15 protein-coding genes are annotated in these 19,204 nt (G+C 64.6%); 12 read left to right on the top strand and 3 right to left on the bottom strand.

Features of this window, described 5'->3' with window-relative positions; genetic code table 11:
- The first annotated feature begins 20 nt into the window (after positions 1–20).
- The 12 genes from ACI6S0_RS13995 (at position 21) to ACI6S0_RS13940 (ending at position 14,029) form a co-directional block, all read left to right on the top strand.
- A complete protein-coding gene (locus ACI6S0_RS13995) occupies positions 21–1,613 on the top strand; it encodes an alpha-N-arabinofuranosidase (protein WP_434403414.1) in 1,593 nt (530 codons plus the stop codon).
- 545 nt (positions 1,614–2,158) lie between these two features.
- Positions 2,159–2,527: an ArdC-like ssDNA-binding domain-containing protein gene (locus ACI6S0_RS13990; protein ID WP_434403413.1), complete on the top strand. Its 369-nt coding sequence runs from the start codon at positions 2,159–2,161 to the stop codon at positions 2,525–2,527.
- Between the two features lie 32 nt (positions 2,528–2,559).
- Positions 2,560–3,237, top strand: coding sequence for a winged helix-turn-helix domain-containing protein (locus ACI6S0_RS13985; RefSeq protein WP_434403412.1), 678 nt, complete (start codon positions 2,560–2,562; stop codon positions 3,235–3,237).
- A complete protein-coding gene (locus tag ACI6S0_RS13980) occupies positions 3,234–4,253 on the top strand; it encodes a sensor histidine kinase (protein ID WP_434403411.1) in 1,020 nt (339 codons plus the stop codon). The genes ACI6S0_RS13985 and ACI6S0_RS13980 overlap by 4 nt, the downstream gene beginning before the upstream one ends.
- A 55-nt stretch (positions 4,254–4,308) precedes the next feature.
- Entirely contained in the window at positions 4,309–5,409 is a 1,101-nt protein-coding gene (locus ACI6S0_RS13975; RefSeq protein ID WP_434403410.1) for an efflux RND transporter periplasmic adaptor subunit, read from the top strand.
- Positions 5,410–5,415: 6 nt separating this feature from the next.
- Positions 5,416–8,487: an efflux RND transporter permease subunit gene (locus tag ACI6S0_RS13970; protein WP_434403409.1), complete on the top strand. Its 3,072-nt coding sequence runs from the start codon at positions 5,416–5,418 to the stop codon at positions 8,485–8,487.
- The gene (locus ACI6S0_RS13965; RefSeq protein WP_434403408.1) at positions 8,484–8,783 is read left to right on the top strand and encodes a DUF3240 family protein; all 300 of its coding nucleotides are present in this window, start codon (positions 8,484–8,486) and stop codon (positions 8,781–8,783) included. Before ACI6S0_RS13970 ends, ACI6S0_RS13965 begins: the two co-directional genes overlap by 4 nt.
- Positions 8,780–10,021 carry a TolC family protein gene (locus ACI6S0_RS13960; RefSeq protein ID WP_434403407.1) on the top strand — a complete coding sequence of 414 codons (1,242 nt, stop codon included), beginning with the start codon at positions 8,780–8,782 and terminating at the stop codon, positions 10,019–10,021. Before ACI6S0_RS13965 ends, ACI6S0_RS13960 begins: the two co-directional genes overlap by 4 nt.
- Before the next feature lie 386 nt (positions 10,022–10,407).
- Positions 10,408–11,322 (top strand): tyrosine-type recombinase/integrase, encoded by a 915-nt coding sequence (locus ACI6S0_RS13955; protein WP_037513378.1) that lies wholly within the window; start codon positions 10,408–10,410, stop codon positions 11,320–11,322.
- Positions 11,323–11,325: 3 nt separating this feature from the next.
- The gene (locus ACI6S0_RS13950; RefSeq protein ID WP_434403406.1) at positions 11,326–12,519 is read left to right on the top strand and encodes an IS91 family transposase; all 1,194 of its coding nucleotides are present in this window, start codon (positions 11,326–11,328) and stop codon (positions 12,517–12,519) included.
- A gap of 563 nt (positions 12,520–13,082) precedes the next feature.
- Positions 13,083–13,253: a hypothetical protein gene (locus ACI6S0_RS13945; RefSeq protein ID WP_434403405.1), complete on the top strand. Its 171-nt coding sequence runs from the start codon at positions 13,083–13,085 to the stop codon at positions 13,251–13,253.
- Positions 13,254–13,360: 107 nt separating this feature from the next.
- A complete protein-coding gene (locus ACI6S0_RS13940; protein ID WP_434403404.1) occupies positions 13,361–14,029 on the top strand; it encodes a LuxR C-terminal-related transcriptional regulator in 669 nt (222 codons plus the stop codon).
- Positions 14,030–14,052: 23 nt separating this feature from the next.
- Here the strand turns inward: ACI6S0_RS13940 and ACI6S0_RS13935 are convergent, their stop codons facing one another.
- Genes ACI6S0_RS13935 through ACI6S0_RS13925 form a run of 3 tightly spaced genes read right to left on the bottom strand, consistent with a single transcriptional unit; the run spans position 14,053 to position 19,183 of the window.
- On the bottom strand, positions 14,053–14,598 hold the full coding sequence (locus tag ACI6S0_RS13935; RefSeq protein WP_434403403.1) for a hypothetical protein: 546 nt from the start codon (positions 14,596–14,598) through the stop codon (positions 14,053–14,055).
- 5 nt (positions 14,599–14,603) lie between these two features.
- Entirely contained in the window at positions 14,604–15,296 is a 693-nt protein-coding gene (locus tag ACI6S0_RS13930) for a hypothetical protein (protein ID WP_434403402.1), read from the bottom strand.
- Between the two features lie 8 nt (positions 15,297–15,304).
- Entirely contained in the window at positions 15,305–19,183 is a 3,879-nt protein-coding gene (locus tag ACI6S0_RS13925) for a hypothetical protein (protein ID WP_434403401.1), read from the bottom strand.
- Positions 19,184–19,204: the final 21 nt, after the last annotated feature.

The following is a 19,204-nucleotide window of genomic DNA, read 5'->3' as shown; positions in this document are numbered from 1 at the left end:
CCGGATTGGGAGAGGGCGGAATGATCAAGCGCTCCATATTGTCCATCGGGTTGCTGGCGACGGCGATCATGACGCCGCATGCATCAGTAATGGCGCAGGAAAGTCCGGCAGCCGCCACGATCCTGAACGTGTCGGCGACGCTTCATGCCGACCAGCCCGGTGCGACAATAGATCGTAGGATATTCAGTCAATTTGCCGAACATCTGGGTTATGGCATTTATGGTGGCATCTGGGTCGGTCCGGAATCGAAAATCCCGAACACGCGGGGCTATCGCAATGATGTGGTCGCCGCCCTGAAGCATTTGAACGTGCCGCTGGTGCGTTGGCCGGGCGGCTGCTTTGCCGATGAATATCATTGGCGCGAGGGGATCGGCCCGCGTGGCAAGCGTCCGGTCAAGATCAACACCCATTGGGGCGGCGTCGCGGAACCCAATAGTTTTGGCACGCATGAGTTCATGGATTTCGCCGAACTGATCGGCGCGGAAGCCTATGTGTCGGGCAATGTCGGCAATGGATCACCGGCGGAAATGGCGGAGTGGGTCGAATATATGACCGCGCCGGCCGGTACGCTGGCGCAGGAACGCGCGAAGAACGGCCGCAAGGAGCCCTGGAAACTTCCGATGTTCGGTATCGGCAACGAACTGTGGGGATGCGGCGGTAACATGCGCGCCGAATATGCGGCTGACGTCACACGCCGTTACGCGACCTTCGTGAAAGCACCGCGTGGCACGAAGATCCTCAAGATCGCGAGCGGGGCGAACAGCCGCGATTATGATTGGACCGACGTGATGATGCGCGTCGCCGGCAAGTCGACCGACGGTATCGGCCTGCATTATTACACGCACCCCACGCGCGGCAAGGTGAAGGGATCGGCGACCCAGTTCACCGAAACGAACTATGCCCGCACGCTTGCCAGCACCCTGGTCATGGAGGAACTGCTGGAAAAGCATGGCGCGATCATGGACAAATATGATCCCGAAAAGCGCGTCAACCTGGCGGTGGACGAATGGGGCATCTGGACCGATGTTGAACCCGGCACCAATCCCGGATTCCTCTATCAGCAGAATAGTATGCGCGATGCGATCATCGCCGCGCTCAACATCAACCTGTTCGCCCGCCATGCCGACCGGGTGCGCATGACCAACATCGCCCAGATGGTGAATGTGCTCCAGGCCATGATCCTGACCCGCGACGACAAGATGGTGCTGACGCCTACCTATCATGTGTTCGACATGTACAAGCCCTTCCAGGATGCGACCTTCCTGCCCTTGGAATTGGCATCCCCTTGGTACAGCAGGGATCAATGGGCGATGCCTGCGCTCAGCGCAGCGGCGGTGCGCGACAGGGTAGGCATTGTGCATATCGCCCTTACCAACACCGACCCCAATCGACCGATGACAGTGACCGCGAAACTGGAGGGGGTAACCGCCTCTATGGTCGAGGGGCGTATCCTGACCGCGCCGAGTGTCCAGTCGCACAATGATTTCGGATCGCCCGATGTGGTGAGGCCTGTCCCGTTCAGTGGCGCGACCCTCTCGCAAGGCGCTCTGACCGTGACGTTGCCCCAGCACAGTGTGGTGATGCTCACGCTGGGGCAGGTCACGCGCAATTGATGTCGCCGTGTCCTTTGCGGTCATTCCTTATTTATCAAGAATTCACTGATTGTATTGGTGGGGTGGTGTATTTAATGGTCTAGATAAAATCGGTTAAAGTCAAATATATTATTTTAGCTATATTCAAGTGATGGTGCAATAATTAGTGTGTGCATCTCTTGTAATCATCAAATCACCATGTTTTATAATTCTGAATTTACCTTTCTGTAATGCTCATGAAGTGTGTGAAAATATTTGAAACCTGTCAGATTTTTCTGTCGATGTGATCTTTACTTTTGGCGTCTCCGCCTCTGGCGGACCACGCCCTATGGCGCCCTAGCGCCCTGGCACCTCCGAGACGGCTTTGCCTATCTCGTCCCATATAGGTGACGGCCGCTGACGCATTGCAGCCTTTTGGGCTGTTGGCTGCGGCCAGCGCGACTGCACCGGCTCCTTCCCTTGCGTTGCGGCCCTGCGGGTGCAGCCCGCCTTATGGGCACGGGCCTGCCGTGGGCCTCCTTGCCGCCCATCCCCGCGGCCGGTGCTGGAGAGGCAGGAGAAAGGACATGGGTACGGGGAACGGATCGCTCTATGACGATGTGACGCAGCACATCATCGCACAGCTGGAAGAGGGGCGGTTGCCATGGGTGCAGCCCTGGGACACGAGCCTCACTGTCACGGGGCTTCTCCGCAATGCGGCAACGGGCCGCTGCTATTCAGGCATCAATATCCTGATCCTGTTGGACCGTCTGTTCGAGCGGGGCTATGGCGCACAGCGCTGGATCGCCTATCGGCAGGCGCAGGCGCTGGGCGGCAATGTCCGCAAGGGCGAGGTAGGACCAGCGTCTGCTATGCCGACCGTTTCACGCCGAAGGATGAGCAGGAGAAGGCGGCGAGGGCCAAGAAACTTGGCGACTTCCAGAGAAATCTGTTGATCCGCCATGGATGAAACGGGATGAGACTGGTCATGCGTCTCTTGCTGATTGAGGACAATAGTCGACTGGCCGGACTGCTGATTGCCGGCCTCGAGCGGCGGGGGTTCCATTGCGACCATGCCGAAACGCTGACCATTGCGACAGAGGCCGTCGCAGCGGAAGTTCATGATGTACTGATTGTCGACCGGGGACTGCCCGATGGCGATGGTATCGCTTGGCTGCGCGGCATGCGCCGGGCTGGCTTCATGCAGCCGGCGCTGATCCTGACCGCGCGCGACGCGCTGGAGGATCGGATCACCGGCCTTGATGCCGGCGCCGACGATTATGTCGTGAAACCCGCCGAGGTGGACGAGATCGCGGCCCGCATCCGCGCGCTGATGCGTCGGCCGGGGCCGCGTGCCCAGACCGAATTGCGCTTCGGTCCGCTGCTGGTCGATTCGGCGCGGCGCATGACACTGTGCGCAGGGCAGGCGATCGACCTGTCCCGCCGCGAGACCGACTTGCTGGAACTGCTGCTGCGCCAGGCCGGCGCCGTGGTCCGGCGCGAAAGCATCGAAAGCGCGCTCTATTCCTTTGCCGAGCCGGTCACCCCCAATGCTGTCGAGGCCACGGTGTCGCGCCTGCGCCGCAAGCTGGAGGAAGCTGGTGCGCGCGGCATGCTCCATACCGTGCGCGGCGTTGGCTACATGCTGCGTGAGCCGGCGGCATGAGCCAGCGTCGCTCGATCGCCCGGCGGCTCTTCATAGGCCTCTCTATCGTGGGCTTCATCGGCACCACGCTGCTGCTCTTCTTCATCATCAACGAACATCGGCAAAGCTTCACCGCGCTGGGCGACCCGGCCGCTGCGCGCCATGCCTTCCGCGAATTGTTCGAGCATGTGATCCTGCCGATCCTGGTGCTGATCATCCCGATGGGCATGGCCAGCCTGATCGTGATCAGACAGGCGCTGGCGCCATTGGGGGAGGCGGTCGCTCAGTTGCAGGTGGCCGAACGTCATCAGCGCGGCGTGTTGATCGATCATGCCGCCTTCCCGACCGAGGCCGTGCCCTTCGCCCAGGCGGTCAATCGCCTGCTTGGCCAACTCGATCAGGCGGCGCGCGATCATGAGGCGTTCGCCGCTGACGTCGCGCATGAACTGCGCACGCCGCTCGCCGTGCTGGCGCTGGAACTGGACGGGCTCGACCATCCCGACGCGCCGCGTCTGCGCGCCGAGGTGATCGCGATGCGCCGGCTGATCGACCAGTTGATGCTGCTCGCGCGGGTCGAGGCGCAGAGCGTGGCCCAGTCGATCCGCGACAGCGTCCGGCTGGAGGATGTGAGCGCCGACGTCGTCAGCCTGATGGCGCCCGGCGCGATCGCCGCCGACAAGAGCCTGTCGCTGACCCGCGTCGGCGATGTCGCGCCAATCATGGGGCAGCGCGAGACGGTCGCGGCGGCGCTGCGCAACCTTGTCGAAAATGCGCTGCGGGTGACGCCGGCGGGTGGCGCCGTCACGGTGATCGCTGGCCCCGGTCCGCGCTTGCGGGTGAAGGATGGTGGCGCTGGGGTGACGCCCGAGCGGCTGGCCGAACTGGTCCAGCGCCATCGCCGCGCAGATCATGCCAGCAGCGAAGGCGCCGGACTGGGGCTGGCGATCGTCGCCCGCATCATGGCCGCGCATGGCGGCACCCTCTCCAGCGTGGCCGATGCACAGGAACTGGTGCTGGATTTCGCGCCGCCACGTTGATCGTCCGAAAACCCCTCGTCAGGGTCTCGTCAGTTTGATCCCATAGGGCAGGGACATGGTCCCGCTATTCCGATTCGTGCGCCTGCCCGGCGCCCTCGCTCTCCTGTCGCTTGCCGCCTGTTCGGGGGAGCAGGCCGCGCCCGCCAATGACAGCGCTGCGGCGCAGCCGGCGGATGGATCGATCCCGCTGACGGCGGACAATATCGCCCGGCTGGGTTTGAAATTCGGCGCGGCCGTCGCTGCTACCGAAGCGCCGATCGCGGTCGTGCCCGCGCTGATCGCGCCGCCGCCCAACGCCCGTGTCGCGGTCGCCGCCACCTTGCCCGGCGTCGTTACCCGCATTCTGGTGGTCGAGGGCGAGGAAGTGCGGGGCGGCCAGCCGCTGGCGATCGTTTCCAGCCGTGATGTCCTGTCCATGGGCGCGGACCTCAATCGCGCGAGCGCGCGGCTGGGCGTGGCGCAATCGAGCGCCAGCCGCCTGTCGCAACTGGAACGCGAAGGCATCATCGCCGGCGCCCGCGCGGACGAGGCCCGCGCCGTGCTGGGCGAGGCCCGCGCGGACGTGTCGGAAAAGAGCCGCATCCTGACGATGGTGAACGGATCGGGCGCCAGCGGCACCTACACGCTGACCGCGCCGATCGCGGGTCGCGTGACCAGCGCCGCCATTCATGCCGGCAGCGTCGTCGACGGCACCACCGCCCCCTATGTGATCGATGCGGCCGGCCAATATGAGGCGCAGGCGCAATTGCCCGAGCGGCTGGCGGGCCAGGTGAAGCCCGGCATGACCGTGGCGCTGGGCGATGATCTGCGCGGCACGGTGACGGCAGTTGGGTCGACCATCGATCCCGCCACCCGATCGGTAACATTGAAGGCCAGGCTGCCGGCCGGCCCCGGCGCCATGGCCGGCCGCGCCACCAGCCTGTCGATCTTCGGCCCGGCCCCGACCGGTGCCGCCATGGTGCCCGCCGCCGCCGTCACGACGCTGCCCGGCGGTGACGCAGTGTTCGTGCGGACCCGCGCCGGCGTTGTTGCACGTCCGGTCAGGACCGGCGGCAAGGATCGCGATTATGTCCTGATCCTCTCCGGCGTGAAGCCGGGCGAGCAGGTGGTCGTGGCCGGCACCAGCGCGCTCAAGCCGCTGGCGATGGGCGAGTAAGGCCGGATGCTCAAATCGCTGGCCGCCTGGGCGCTCTCCTATCGCCTGATCGTCATCGCGCTCGCCCTGCTGACCGCCGTGCTGGGGGCCTGGGCCTTCGTCAACCTGCCGGTCGACGCCTATCCCAACATCGCCCAGACCCAGGTGAAGGTGATCCTCAAGGCGCCCGGCATGACGCCGGAAGAGGTGGAAAGCCGCGTCATCACCCCGATCGAGATGGAGATGCTGGGCATTCCGGGGCAGGCGATCCTGCGCTCCTCGGCCAAATATGCGATCGCCGACATCACCATCGATTTCGTCGATGGCACCGACATCTACTGGGCGCGTCAACAGGTCGCCGAACGCCTGTCGGGCGTGATGGGCGATCTCCCGCCGGCGGTATCGGGAGGCATGGCGCCGATCTCGACGCCATTGTCTGACATCTTCATGTTCACGATCGAAGGGCCTTTGAGCCTGGAGGAAAAGCGCACCCTGCTCGACTGGACGATCCGGCCGGCGCTGCGCACCGTGCCGGGCGTCGCCGACGTCAATGCGCTGGGCGGCTATGTCCGCACCTTCGAAGTCCGCCCCGATCCGATCGCGCTCGCCAGCGCGGGCCTCAGCATCGCCGACCTTCAGGAAGCGATCGAACGCGGCAACCGCAATGACGGCGCCGGTCGCCTGTCCCAGGGCGAGGAATCGCTGATCGTCCGCGCCGTCGGCGCGATCCAGTCGGAAGCGGACCTCCAGTCGATGGTGATCGCCACCCGCAATGGCCGCATCGTCCGCATGGGCGATGTCGCGACCGTCGGCACCGGCAGCCTGACCCGCTATGGCGCGGTCACCGCCAACGGTAAGGGTGAGGCGGTGCAGGGGCTGGTGATCGCGCTGCGCGGTGCCGATGCCCGCGCCGTGGTCGATGGCGTCAAGGCGCGCGTCGCCGAACTGGAAAAGACCCTACCACAGGGCACGACGATCGCCGTCTTCTATGACCGATCCGACCTAATCGGCCGCGCCGTCGGCACGGTGGAAAAGGCGCTGATCGAGGCGACCATCCTGGTCATCATCCTGCTGATCCTGTTCCTGGGCGACTGGCGCGCGGCGGCGATCGTGGCCGCCACCCTGCCGATGTCGGCGCTCGTCACCTTCCTGATGATGCGCGGCATGGGCCTGTCGGCCAACCTCATGAGCCTGGGCGGTCTGGCCATCGCCATCGGCATGCTGGTCGACGGCGCGGTCGTGGTGGTCGAGAATATCGTCGAACGGCTGAACCATGCGAAGGATGACGGCCCGCCGCGGCTGCACCATGTCTACCGCGCCACCGGCGAAGTCGTGGTGCCGGTATCGGCCGGCATCGTCATCATCGCGCTCGTCTTCCTGCCCCTGCTCTCGCTCGAAGGGCTGGAGGGCAAGCTGTTCGCCCCGGTCGCGCTCACCATCATCTTCGCGCTGGCGGGATCGCTGCTGATCGCGCTCACCCTGGTGCCGGTGCTGGCTTCGCTCGGCCTCAAGGCCGGCCATCATGGCGAACCCTGGATCATGCGCAAGCTGACGCCGCGCTATCGGGCGCTGCTCGACGGTGCCTTTGGCCGCAAACGGCTGGTCTATGGCCTGGCTGCGCTCGGTCTGGTGCTGGCGGGCCTGGCCTATGGCGCGGTCGGCAAGACCTTCATGCCCTCGATGGATGAAGGTTCGGTGATCGTCCAGACCGCCAAGCTGCCGACCATCAATCTCGACCAGTCGGTGCTGGGCGACACGGCGGTGCAGCAGTCGCTGATGAAGGATGTGCCCGAAATCGCCCAGATCATCGCCCGCGTCGGCACCGACGAGATCGGCCTTGATCCGATGAGCCCGAACGAGACCGACAGTTTCGTGGTGCTCAAACCGCAGAAGGAATGGCGCGGCGACAAGGCATTCATCGTCGATGAAATCCGCAAGTCGCTCGACCGGCCGCCCGGCATCGAGCCGACCTTCACCCAGCCGATCGAGATGCGCGTCTCGGAAATGCTGACCGGATCGCGCGGCGACCTTGCCGTCAAGATTTTCGGCCCGGACCTCGCCACCCTGTCGGACCTGGCCGGGCAGGTGCAGAAGATATTGTCGAAGACGCGCGGCGTTTCGGAGGTGACGACGGTCGCCAACGACCATGTCGACTATCTCCAGCTCGATATCGATCGCGCCGCCGCCGGCCGTTTCGGCATGCCGATCGACCAGATGCAGGACACGCTGCGTGCCCAGATCGAGGGCGTGCATGCCGGCGTCGTCGCCGACGGGCAGAAGCGCGTGCCGATCCTGGTCAAGGGCGACGAGACAATCCGCAGCGACGCGACCCGCTTTGCCGACCTGCCGCTGCGCACGCCCGACGGCACCGTCGCGCGGGTCAGCGACATGGCGCGGGTCGAACGCACCGAGGGGCCGGTCAAGCTCGACCATGAAAATGGCTCGCGCTACGCGCTGGTCCAGGCCTTCGTCTCGGGCCGCGATCTGGTCGGCTATGTCGATGAGGCGCGCGCCACCGTCGATCGCGAGATCAAGATGCCGGCCGGCTATCGCATGGTCTGGGGCGGCCAGTTCGAAAATCAGCAGCGCGCCTCCGCCCGTCTGATGCTGGTCATCCCGGTCGCACTGCTGTTGATCCTGCTGGTGCTGCTCATGACCCTGCGCTCGATGCGCGCGTCGCTGCTGATCCTCGCCAACATCCCCTTCGCCATGGTCGGCGGCATCATCTCGCTCTGGGGCTCGGGCCAATATCTCTCCGTGCCCGCCTCGGTCGGCTTCATCGCCCTGCTGGGCATCGCGGTGCTGAACGGCCTCGTCCTCGTCGCCTATTTCCGCCAGTTGCGCGAAGAAGGGCAGAGCATGGCCCAGGCCGTGCGACTGGGCGCCGAACGGCGGCTGCGCCCGGTGCTGATGACCGCCAGCATCACGGCCTTCGGCCTTGTCCCGCTGATGTTCGCGACCGGACCGGGGTCGGAAATCCAGAAGCCGCTCGCCATCGTGGTGATCGGCGGGCTGATCAGTTCGACCCTGCTCACCCTCATCCTCCTGCCCATCCTGTTCGAGCGCTTCGGTGAAGGCGCCACGGAAGCCCAATCATGACCGACATGTTGCTGACCTTCTATTGCGCCGCGATCGACCGCGATGGTGTGGCCGATGCCCTGCGCAGCCGCACCCCGGCGCCACTCCATCTGCGCGACGAGCAGGTGCTGGGCCGCGATTTCGGCGATGCCGGCGCAGGCGAGCAGGTGCGCGGCACGCTGCGCCGGGCGGCGATCGACCTGATCGTGCCGGCGGACGATATCGATCCGCTGGTCGCCGCCGTCACCGATGCGCGGCGTGGCCATCCGGTCCGCTGGCACGCCTGCCCGGTCGCGGCACGGGGGCGCATCGCATGATCCGCGTGCTCCTCCTGTCGGCCACGGCCCTCATTACCACGCCGGCTTTCGCCCAGCGCACCGACCTGCCGCCCGAACCCCTGGTGGTCGAAGCGCTCGATACCCATCCCGCCGTGGCTGCAGCACAGGCGCGGGTGCGCTCGGCCGAGGCTGGCGCCGCCATGCTCCGCCGGGGCAGTCACGAATTTACCTTCCAGGGCACGGTTTCCCGCCGCTCGGCCGAGGGGGAGGGCGATTATGGCGAATATGATGTCAACCTCACCCGCCCGTTCCGCCTGCCCGGCAAGGCGTCGCTGGACCGCAAGGCCGGCGAACTGGGCGTCGAAGTCGCCCATAATCTGATGGAGGATGTGCGGCATCAGACCGCGCTCGCCTTTTCCGATCTCTGGCATGACTGGCTGGTCGCCAGTGCCCAGCATCGCACCGACCTCGATTCCGCTGCCAGCCTGACGCAGGACATGGCGGCCGTGCGCCGCCGTGCCCAGTTGCGTGACGCGTCGCTACTGGACGTCGACCAGGCTGAAGCCGCGCTGGCTCAGGCGCAAGCGCAGGCCGCGACCTCCCGCGCGGCGCGGGATGAGGCGCGGGTGAAGCTCGCCGCCGGCTTCCCCGGCCTCGCTCTGCCCGAAGAGGCACCCTTGCTTGCCGATCCGGCCATGCCCGCCACGGCGCTGGAGGATCTGCGCAATCTGGTGATCGAGCGCAGCCATGAAATTCGCGCGTCGGAGCGGGAGGCGCAGCGGCTGGCCATGGTCGCTCGCCGGGCTGGGGCCGATCGCATCGCCGACCCGTCCTTCGGCGTGCGCGTCTTCAGCGAACGGGGCGGGCTGGAAAAGGGCGTCGGTCTGGTCGGCTCGATTCCGCTGGGCGGTGGCTATCGCCGCGCCGCTCATGACCAGGCGACCGCAGACGCCAGTGCGGCGGAACTGGAACTCGCCCGCGTGCGGCGCGAGATAGAGGCGACCGCCGCCGCCGACCTCAGCAATGTCCGCGCCCGCGAAGCGGTCTGGCGCAGCATGGAAAGCGCCGCCGTCAGTGCCGCCACCGCCGCGACCCGGACGAAGAGAGGCTATGAACTGGGCCAGATCGACCTTGCCGATACGCTGCTCGCCCGCCGCCAGGCGAACGAGACGCGCCGCCAGGAAATCGACGCCCGCGCCACGCTGCTGCGCGCCATCCTGCGCATCCAGATCGACGCGCATGAGGTCTGGACCTCGCAGGAAGGGCATGAGGACTGAAGTCTACAATGGGCGCGAATCTGCCATCGACGACTGGCTGCGCAATCCCATGTTCTGGACGGTCTAGGATTTCGGCAAGTGGCAGAAGGCATCGTCATCATAACGTCATCGCTGCGCACCGTAGCCGGCCCGCCGCTCCTCCCCTGTGGAGCGGCCCTCCCTGAATTCTGGTCCCGCCGCGGAGATCTTTCCGGTGGGGTCACTTTTATCTGCATCTGATAGGTTTTGGACCAGCGAATAATGGCGAACGATGGGACATGTACGAACCCGCTGCGCGGGAGTGACGTCTGGCCCCACGTCGGCCATCGATCTGATGCCGCACCATGATTGAGCCCCGCTAAGGGTAGGCAGACCATCGCAACTCCTTTCAACCAAGGAGTCGAACGATGATCGAGATTATTTCCGACCTTCCAGTCAGTTCGTTGCGTCAGCGCATGATCGACGAGATGAACATGCGCCGGTTCGCGCGTAAGACCCAGATCGACTATGTTCGCCACGTCGAGCGCTTTGCCTATTATCTCGGACGTCCTCCCGACACAGCAACACCGGAGGATCTGCGTCAGTTCCAGATTGATCAGCAGGACGCAGGCGTCGGTCTGCCGACGATGAACAGCATTGTATCAGCGCTGCGCTTCCTATTCACACGCACACTCGATCGGCCCGATCTCGCCCGCAGGCTTTACTTCGTTAAACACCCTCGATCGTTGCCCACGGTCCTTAGTCCCGATGAGGTTGCACGCCTGCTCGGCGCGACCACCTCGCTCAAGCATCAGGCGGCATTATCGGTGGCCTATGGCGCGGGCCTGCGCGTGGCCGAGGTGGCGATGCTCAAGGTGCGCGATATCGACAGCGAGCGTATGCTGCTCCGCGTCGAACGCGGCAAAGGCGGACGATATCGCAACGCGATCCTGCCGGCTGACCTGCTGATCCTGTTGCGCGAGTGGTGGAAGGTCGGGCGGCAGCAGGGCGTCATGCATGCCGATGGCTGGCTGTTCCCCGGACAGCATTATCTCAAGCCGATCAGCACGCGCCATCTCTACCGGATTGTCGCGGAGGCGGCACAGGCTGCCGGGATCGCGAAGAAGGTCGGTCCACACACCCTGCGACACAGCTTTGCTACCCACCTGTTGGAGGATGGCGTGAACATCCGGGTGATCCAGGCATTGCTGGGACACGAGAAGCTGGAGACCACGGCCTTCTACACCAAGGTTGCAACCCGAACTGCGCGGGCGGTCATCAGTCCGCTCGACAAGCTGGCCTTGCTCCCGGCGCCCCAGCCACAGGTGTCGCCAGACGGCTGAGCCGTGCGCGCTGACCATGAGGTCGCCGACATCTTCCGCGCCGCCGGGCCAGCCTATCGGACGGCCCATGCCGGACATCTGAGCCTGACACAGCTCAAGGTGATGTCGGCGATCGAGAACTGCCGCACCGCTGCCCTGGGCGGTCATGTCGAGGCCTGCGAAGACTGCGGACATTGGCGGATCGCCTATAACAGCTGCCGCAACCGGCACTGCCCCAAGTGCCAGGGCGCGGCCGCGCGCACCTGGCTGGCGGAACGCGAGGCCGATCTGTTGCCGGTCGGCTACTTCCACGTCGTCTTCACGCTGCCGGCGCAGATCGCGGCGATCGCCTTCCACAATAAGGCACTGCTCTACGACCTGCTGTTCCGTGCCGCTTCCGAGACCATGCTGACGATCGCGGCCGATCCCAGGCATCTCGGCGCGCGCATCGGCATCATTGCTGTGCTGCACACATGGGGGGCGTCGATGACGCATCACCCACATGTGCACATGGTCGTGCCGGGTGGGGGCATCGCGCCAGGCGGGGAACGATGGATATCCTCGCGTCCCGCCTTCCTCCTGCCGGTCCGGGTTCTGGGCAAGCTGTTCCGCCGGCTGTTTCTGACCCGGCTGACCCAGCTCTACGATACCGGGAAGCTCGCCTTCTTCGGACCGCTCGCGTCGCTGAGCGAACGCCGGGCGTTCCTGCGTCACATCGCTCCCGTCCGTAAGAAGCGGTGGGTGGTCTATGCCAAACCGCCGTTCGCAGGACCGGAAGCGGTGCTGGCCTATCTGTCGCGCTATACGCATCGGGTCGCGATATCGAACAGGCGGATCCTTGCCTTCAATGGGTCCGACGTCACCCTGCGCTACAAGGATTACCGCAAGGATGGGGCTGATCGCGAGCGCATCATGACTATCCCCGCTGACGAGTTTATCCGGCGGTTCCTGACCCATGTCCTGCCGCGCGGCTTCCATCGGATCCGGCATTATGGCCTGCTCGCCGGCTCCAGTCGCAAGGCCAGCCTGGCCCTTGCTCGTGATCTGCTTCACGTCGCACCCGAGCCTGAAGAACCCAGCGCCCAAGAGCCGGTGGACCTGCGCCCGCCATGCCCATGCTGCGGCGGCCATATGATCATTATCGAGACCTTCGAGCGCTGGCGGCAACCGCGCGCGCCGCCTGTGCCGGCCCTGCTGATCCGGGAACACGCGTCATGACCCGGCATGGCTCAAGCGTAATCCCTCCTGCAAGACCTGGCTTCGCGGGCTCGGCCCTGTCGCGCCGATCGCCATGTTCACTGGACAACGACGACCGTCTCCCGCTCAACAACGCGCCGCAGACACGTCCAGTCGCCATTATGTTGCGCAGGTGGCGACCAAATATCTGCAACACTTACCACAGCGTATCCGGCGCTTGGTCGTCCCGAAGCTGATATCCCCATAGCGCCTCTCTCGACGATCCGCGGGTCGTACATGTCAGGGTTTACGTACGCCTGCCGGCGCCCGAAACCCTTCGACATTGCGGGCCGGAATTGAGCCACCTGTTAGCTGCCTTCTGTTCATGATAACCTGATGGGGCTGGGACGGGCCTTCGATGGCTTTGTCGAGCATGCCGAGCGGGTCTCACCGACCTGCCTGGTACCGGCAAGAACCACATCGCCACGGCGCTACTCCCATAGCTGCCAACGGGAGCAGACGGACAATCGCTCCTATGGGAACCACTCGCGCCAACAGCCCTTATCGCCCAATCAACCCATTTATGAGCTCACGGCCCAATCTGCATGGCGAGCGGGCTTGTTGATCGCCGGTGTTCAGAAACGCTCGGGGACTTTGCCGATCGTCGGCGAATTGACCCGGAATTTTTCCTCGATTTCCGCTTCTCGCGACGGATTGAGTTGATTTCGCGCCCGAACAGAGCGGTCGATATCGCGGAACCGGCGCTGAAGGTGTAGCTTCATGGCAAGCGACGAGGGCAATCGGTCGCAAAATTCATACAGCCCTGCGCAAATGCGACGACCACTGACGGGTGAGTTCGAGTTTGCTTATGCGTGGGGTGTATATGCGGGTGGTGATTGCCAGCGAAATTCGACTGCTTGGCGAATGCGTGGCTCATTCCTTGATGACGCGCGATTCAGCGCTCGATGTCTTGCTGACGGGTACGATTGCGGATCTGAGCGACCTCATGGCGCGCGGCCTGCGGTTCGATGTTGCCATTCTGGATCTGACGCAGGGCGTGGATCTCGACGCCGTGCGCGCCTTTCATCGTCGCTATCCCGATCTGGCGTTGCTCGCCCTCGGCCTGGAGGAGCAGGAGCAGGCCGTAGTGGCGCATGGCAGTGCCGGCTTTGGCTGCTACGTGCGCCGGGAGGACGGGATCGAGCGGCTGTACGCCACGGTGCGCGATGCGATTGCAGGACGAATGACCTGCTCGCCGGAAATTGCCGGCTCGATCATGCGCGCCCTGTTTCGCGCTCCCGGATCGGCTAGCGCGGACCCGGGCCATGGCAGGAACGCGACGCTGACCACCCGTGAGGAGGAGGTCGCAAGGCATGTCGCCGATGCGCTGTCTAACAAGGAGATCGCGCTGCTGCTCGACCTGAGCGAGTCCACCGTCAAGCATCACGTTCATTCTATCCTTAGCAAGCTGGAGCTGCCCACCCGCCGACAGTTGATGCGGCGGACGCGGATGTTCGACATGGAGACCGAGCCGACCCGTGCGTCGAGCTGAGGCCGACTTCGCAATCCACTGACTTAGCTTTTCTCGCCGGTCTTGCTCGCCCGCCGCCGAAAATCCTCGCGCAGTGCCGCCAGGCGATCGGGGAAGGCGGCGAGCTTGTCTTCCACGTCGACCCCAGCGGCGTTCAGCCGCTTCTGAACGTGAGACAGATTGCTTTGCGCGGTCCGGAGCTTCTCCGGGTCGCCGGACAGCGAGCCGAGAATTGCGCCGGGCAGCGCTTTGGCGAGGGCCAGAAGTGCAGGCAGGGCGTCGGCCGTGACGGCACTGTCCGAGGCGATCGGCGTATCGCGGGCCGCCTTGAGCGCGGCGCGAGTGCGGCCGATCTTGCGGTCGATGCGCTGGCGGATGTCGGAGAGCGCGGCCCCGAATTCCTGTTTTGCCCATTCATGGGCCTGGGCTTCGGTGACTTCGAAGCTGGCGAGCCAATCAGCGTCTGCCGTTGCCGTTCTGCCATCCAGAGCTGCGATAGCGATCGTGCCTGGTTTTGGGGTTTCGTTGTCAGGCAGAATGAACTGGCGTCGCCGGTTCTCGGTCCACCAAAGTTGCTCCGCAAGGTTCATTGGCTTCACTCCTTCGGCGGTATCGGGGCGATATAACGCACAGGGTGACCAGCCAGCGCCTCGATGGCCTTGATCGATCCAGGTTCTGGCTTGCGTAGCGGGCTATCGGTCAGTTCTAGGAGCCAGCCATTTCCCAGAGGTGCGGAAAGATATACGGGTAGGGTCGATAAGGCGTCGCGTTGCGCACCGGTCACCTCATCAGCGCCGAGATAGGTCCATGCCATAAGCGCGCTTGGAAAGCCTCGATCGCCGTCTCGTTGTGATGGTAACGCCGTATCTTCCACATCAACAGGCTTCGCAGACATGAAGGCGCGCATCGGTTTAAGCGCTTCAACCAGCCGCGCCGACAGGGTGCGCCCCATCTCCCATTGCTGAACGATCTCATCCGTATCGGTTCGGTTGACGAACAGCATTGCGATGTCGGTTTCGCTTGACCGGATGGACCGAACGGCAAGCGACAGTGACAGCACCGGCCGACCATCAGTGTTAGAGAAATCGGGGTGGACGAGGGTGATACGTGCCCCTGATCCCTCGCCGCGCAGCACGGCGGCAGCACGGCTGGTGCCCGCTTCGAAGGGCTTGCTGTTCCAGTCGCCGAGAGCCGCCGCGGCATGCCGAAGCAGCTCGCCGTCGGCCGCCTGCCGGTCTCTCTCGATCAGCAGCATCAGGTAGACCGCATAGGATTGCGTCGCTTCCATGATCGTTCCTACAATCGCGTGAAGATGACTTTGATGTCGAACCGCCTACCCATTTCGCGCGCATCCTCGATCACGCCTTTGAAATCGGCTTGCGACGCGGCGTCGAGTTGGTTGAAGGCCGGCCAGCGGATGATCAGCACCTTGAAGCGTCCTGCGCCCCCTGAGATATGCCGGGCCAACTGGTCCTCCAGGTTTTCCGCGAGCAGTAGCGCGCGGCCTTCAGGCAGATTGCCGGTCCAGTGCTTGTACTCGACCATGACGTCCTGCGTCTTGCCGTCTATTTTTATCCTCGCGACGTAGTCGATCCTGCTCTGAGGGATCGTCACCTCGATCCCGCGGATGTCCGTGCCGGTATGGATCGCTTGGATGATAGCTTCCATCTGCTTGCGGACGCCTCGATTGAACTGCCGTTTCTTGTTCTGACTGTTCTTCAGATTATTGGGTAGGCTGTCGGCACCCGAGGTCGTCCAGATCGTCGGCGCGCCGTCCACGCCTTGGAAGGAGCCGCCAGCCTTGACTTTCAGGGGCCGGATCGCCTGCTCATATTTGCGGATAACCTCCCAGTCAGACCGCAAAATGTCTGCCCCCTCCTGCACCAAGCCACCTTGATCGACATGGACTTTCGGGATTTTCTTGGTATCCGCCGAGCCATATCCGCCGGCGCGCTGAATCTCGCGATTGTCGTAGGTGTCGCCATATTCGTAAACGCCGTTGTCTTGCCAAACATCATAGCCGAGCGGGGTCGCCTTGTCGTCGATGGTGTCGACGCCTTTGCCGATATAGCGCTGAATCGATCGAGACTGGCTCTGAAATATTTCCGCTAGCACGGACACGAGCGCCTTCTCGTCCTCGGTGAGCGCCTTGTTTTTGGCGTCGGCTTTGCCGGTGGCAGGCGCCTTGTCGTCAGTAGATGGCTTTGCAGCGATCTTCGCCAGTTCGTCTGCGGCTTTGTCCGTCTTGCCCAACAACGTCTTTGCGCGCTTCGCCTTCGCGGCCATTTCGCCGCCATCCTGTTCCACCTCGTTGAGGAACGCTGCGACGGTTTGCTGCTTGCTCGCGACCATGAGCGTGGCGTTGCCGCCTGATACGTCCACCCAGACATGGTGCGCTTCCCCGCCTGCCTCAAACGGTATGTCCTCGCCAATAGCCACATCCTGATTGGGATTTTTCTTCTTATCCTTGTCCTTCTTCCCCCCGATCCCGAGGGCCGCCAGCAGCGCCTTGCCCTTCTCGATCAGCCAGTCGAACGCCTTCTCGATGATCCCGAGTATCCATTTCTGGAAGCTCTTGATCTGCTTGGCGACCGCCTTGGGCAGGTCGCCAAAGCCGAGATAGTCCGCGATGAAGCCCAACACCGGCGCGATCAGCATCGCCAGTCCCTTCTCCACGGCATTGGCGAAGCCCGCGACATTGCCCGCGATGATGTCCGCCAGACCGTTCACGATCGTCTCGATAAGCGTGAAGATGCGCGCGGCGTTCTCGAAAACCCATTTCAGCACCTTGTAGATCGCTTCGATCGCCTGAAGGATCGCGCCCGCCGGGTTGAACAGCAGGATCAGGCGCGCGGCGGCCGCCTTCACGATGGCCGTCACCATATAGTCGACCGCCATCTGGATCACCTGGTCGAGGATCGACTGCGGGTCGAGTTTCTCCCGGATCATCTCGAAAATACCTTCCGGCCCCTTGTCGATGAGCATTGAGACGAGCGACCAGACCTGCTCGATCAGCGCGACATTCTTCTCGCCGATCTTCTTGGCGATGATCTTGCGGATATTGGGCCAGGTGATGCCCATGATCTGGAGGAAGAAGGTGATGACGCTCTTAAGCGAGAAGTCCTTGGGAACCTGCACGTCCTTGAGGTCGCCCAGCAGCCAGCCGAGGAAGCCCTTGATCATGTGGGTGGGGAAATTGTCGAAGAACTGGCTGAAGCCCTGGCCGATGCCCTTCAGGAGGTTGTTGGCGAAGTTCACCGGGTCGTCGATGATGTCGCGCACCACCTTCTTGATCTTCGCGACCACCGCCCAGAAGGCGGGCGGGGAAATGCCGAGCAGTTCCAGCAGCCCCTCGATGATGAACTTGACGGGATCGTCGACGAAGCGTTTGACGGCGTCCACGATGCGCCCGACGAGGCCGCCCGCCTTCTTGCGCAGTTCAGCGATCTCGGCGCGCACCTCGTCCACTGCCTGCGCCGCGCGCTGGCCCAGATCCTTGTTGAATGCGTCGCGGGCCTGGTGGACTTCTTGCCCCAGCTTGTCGAGCTGGGTGTCGAAGCCGGCCTGTTCCTTGGTGGCCCACTCCTTGAGCGAGGCGGGCAGGGCGTTGAAGATGACCGCGATCTCGTCGCGCGCCTGCTTGATGCGCGCCTCGCACGCCTTGATGATCGCGTCGACTTCGGTCGAGATTTCGCGCAGTTTCTTGATGACGCCGTCGGCGAAGTTCTTCTCCGCCCGGTCATAGCCCTCGGTCGCCCAGTCGGGCAGGCCGGTGAAATAGTCCGCGATCGCGGCGAGCGTGCTTTCATGGCGCTTCTTGACCTGATCGGCGACGCCCTTGAGGTCCGCTTTGAAAGTAGTGGTGAGGTCGGTCTTCGCCGCCTCCCATTTGTTCATGGCGTTGGGAACAAGGTCTTTGAGAAGGCCTTGCACATCCTCCTTGGCGCTGGTGAAGGCGGCGCGCGCCTGCGTGCCCGCCTCTTCGCGCATCTGCGCCTCGGTGCCGACCATCGCGGTCTGGCGTTGCGTCGTCTTGCCGACCGTGCCGGCGCGATGCGCGGTGAGGGCGGCCAGCGCTCGGACCTGGAGCGCGCCCATGTCTTCATTGGCCTTAGCAAGCGCTTCCTTCTGCTGCGCGACGATCTTGGCGGGGTCTTCCTTCGCGGTCTGGTCCAGCTCGCCCTGCGCCTCGCGCGCCTCCGCGACAGGGCCGGACTGGACGAGCGCGGCCGCTGGCTTGTTCATGCCGGCGTCATCGGCCTTCTTGCGCGCCTCCTCTGCGTCCTTGTCGAGCGAGAGCTTGTCGGCGCCGACCGCATCGGGAACGGCCGCCTTTGCGCCGGGTGCGGCTGCTGCTGCGGCGGCGGGCTGCGGGGCGAGCGGCGGCGCGGGCGCGCCGGGCACCGGCTCGGGCGGCTTGTCCAGCGGCCCATAATTGTCGGTGACCTTCTTGCTTTGCGTCTCGACCGTGGAGTTGAGCGTCGCGCCTGCTTCCATCGCCTCCTTGGCGGGTTCGGCCTTGTCCAGCGCGTCCTCGTCGGGCGGGCGGCGGCGGCGGATGGCGTCCGCGATGTCGGTGCAGAGCTTCTCGATTTCCGGACTGGGCGCGGCGTGCATCTCCGCAATGAGCTGCGCGCGGGCTTCGGCGATGCGCTGCGCGTCCGGTTCGGTCACCGCCTTCTGTGCGTCGGCCACCTGTTTGTCGGCGGCGGGGAGCGTCCCTTGCGCGGCGGCCGCGCCGCCCGCCCGCTTCTGCACCCCCGCGATCCGGCCCATGGTGGCCTTGGACGGCTTGGTCGGCGGCTCCGGCATGTGGAGCGTGACGCCGCCCGCATCCTTGCCTTCCGCGCCGGCCGCCATCGGCGCTTCGCCCTCGGGGACGGCCTCCCGCGCCTTGCCGGGGGCACCGTCGGCGTCCTTCTTCGCCTTTGCGGCGTGCGGCCCCTTGGGTTGCGGAGCTTGATCATTGGATGCGTGGCGAGAGGGGGCGCCGGGCGTGGCGGCCGGCGCCTTGCCGCCGCCCGAGCGCGCTGCGATCAGCTTGCCGACGCCCGCCGCGCCGATCCGGCTTTGCAACAGAGCCGCCTGTGACAGCGGAACCTGCGCGGCCTTTGGCGGCGCCTTCGCCGGCGTCGGCGGAGGCAGCGTCTTGGCGGGCTTGCGGACTGGCTCCACGCCGCGTCTCCCCTGTCTCCC

It is taken from the genome of Sphingobium sp. DN12, assembly GCF_051058005.1.
Classification (GTDB): domain Bacteria; phylum Pseudomonadota; class Alphaproteobacteria; order Sphingomonadales; family Sphingomonadaceae; genus Sphingobium; species Sphingobium yanoikuyae.
This window is presented reverse-complemented; position numbering and strand designations above follow the sequence as displayed.

What these genes read in the sequence shown, in the direction of transcription:
- ACI6S0_RS13995 (WP_434403414.1), top strand. Translation starts at nt 21, where the DNA reads ATGATCAAGCGCTCCATATTGTCCATCGGGTTGCTGGCGACGGCGATC.
- ACI6S0_RS13990 (WP_434403413.1), top strand. Translation starts at nt 2,159, where the DNA reads ATGGGTACGGGGAACGGATCGCTCTATGACGATGTGACGCAGCACATC.
- ACI6S0_RS13985 (WP_434403412.1), top strand. Translation starts at nt 2,560, where the DNA reads ATGCGTCTCTTGCTGATTGAGGACAATAGTCGACTGGCCGGACTGCTG.
- ACI6S0_RS13980 (WP_434403411.1), top strand. Translation starts at nt 3,234, where the DNA reads ATGAGCCAGCGTCGCTCGATCGCCCGGCGGCTCTTCATAGGCCTCTCT.
- ACI6S0_RS13975 (WP_434403410.1), top strand. Translation starts at nt 4,309, where the DNA reads ATGGTCCCGCTATTCCGATTCGTGCGCCTGCCCGGCGCCCTCGCTCTC.
- ACI6S0_RS13970 (WP_434403409.1), top strand. Translation starts at nt 5,416, where the DNA reads ATGCTCAAATCGCTGGCCGCCTGGGCGCTCTCCTATCGCCTGATCGTC.
- ACI6S0_RS13965 (WP_434403408.1), top strand. Translation starts at nt 8,484, where the DNA reads ATGACCGACATGTTGCTGACCTTCTATTGCGCCGCGATCGACCGCGAT.
- ACI6S0_RS13960 (WP_434403407.1), top strand. Translation starts at nt 8,780, where the DNA reads ATGATCCGCGTGCTCCTCCTGTCGGCCACGGCCCTCATTACCACGCCG.
- ACI6S0_RS13955 (WP_037513378.1), top strand. Translation starts at nt 10,408, where the DNA reads ATGATCGAGATTATTTCCGACCTTCCAGTCAGTTCGTTGCGTCAGCGC.
- ACI6S0_RS13945 (WP_434403405.1), top strand. Translation starts at nt 13,083, where the DNA reads ATGGCGAGCGGGCTTGTTGATCGCCGGTGTTCAGAAACGCTCGGGGAC.
- ACI6S0_RS13940 (WP_434403404.1), top strand. Translation starts at nt 13,361, where the DNA reads ATGCGGGTGGTGATTGCCAGCGAAATTCGACTGCTTGGCGAATGCGTG.
- ACI6S0_RS13935 (WP_434403403.1), bottom strand. Translation starts at nt 14,598, where the DNA reads ATGAACCTTGCGGAGCAACTTTGGTGGACCGAGAACCGGCGACGCCAG.
- ACI6S0_RS13930 (WP_434403402.1), bottom strand. Translation starts at nt 15,296, where the DNA reads ATGGAAGCGACGCAATCCTATGCGGTCTACCTGATGCTGCTGATCGAG.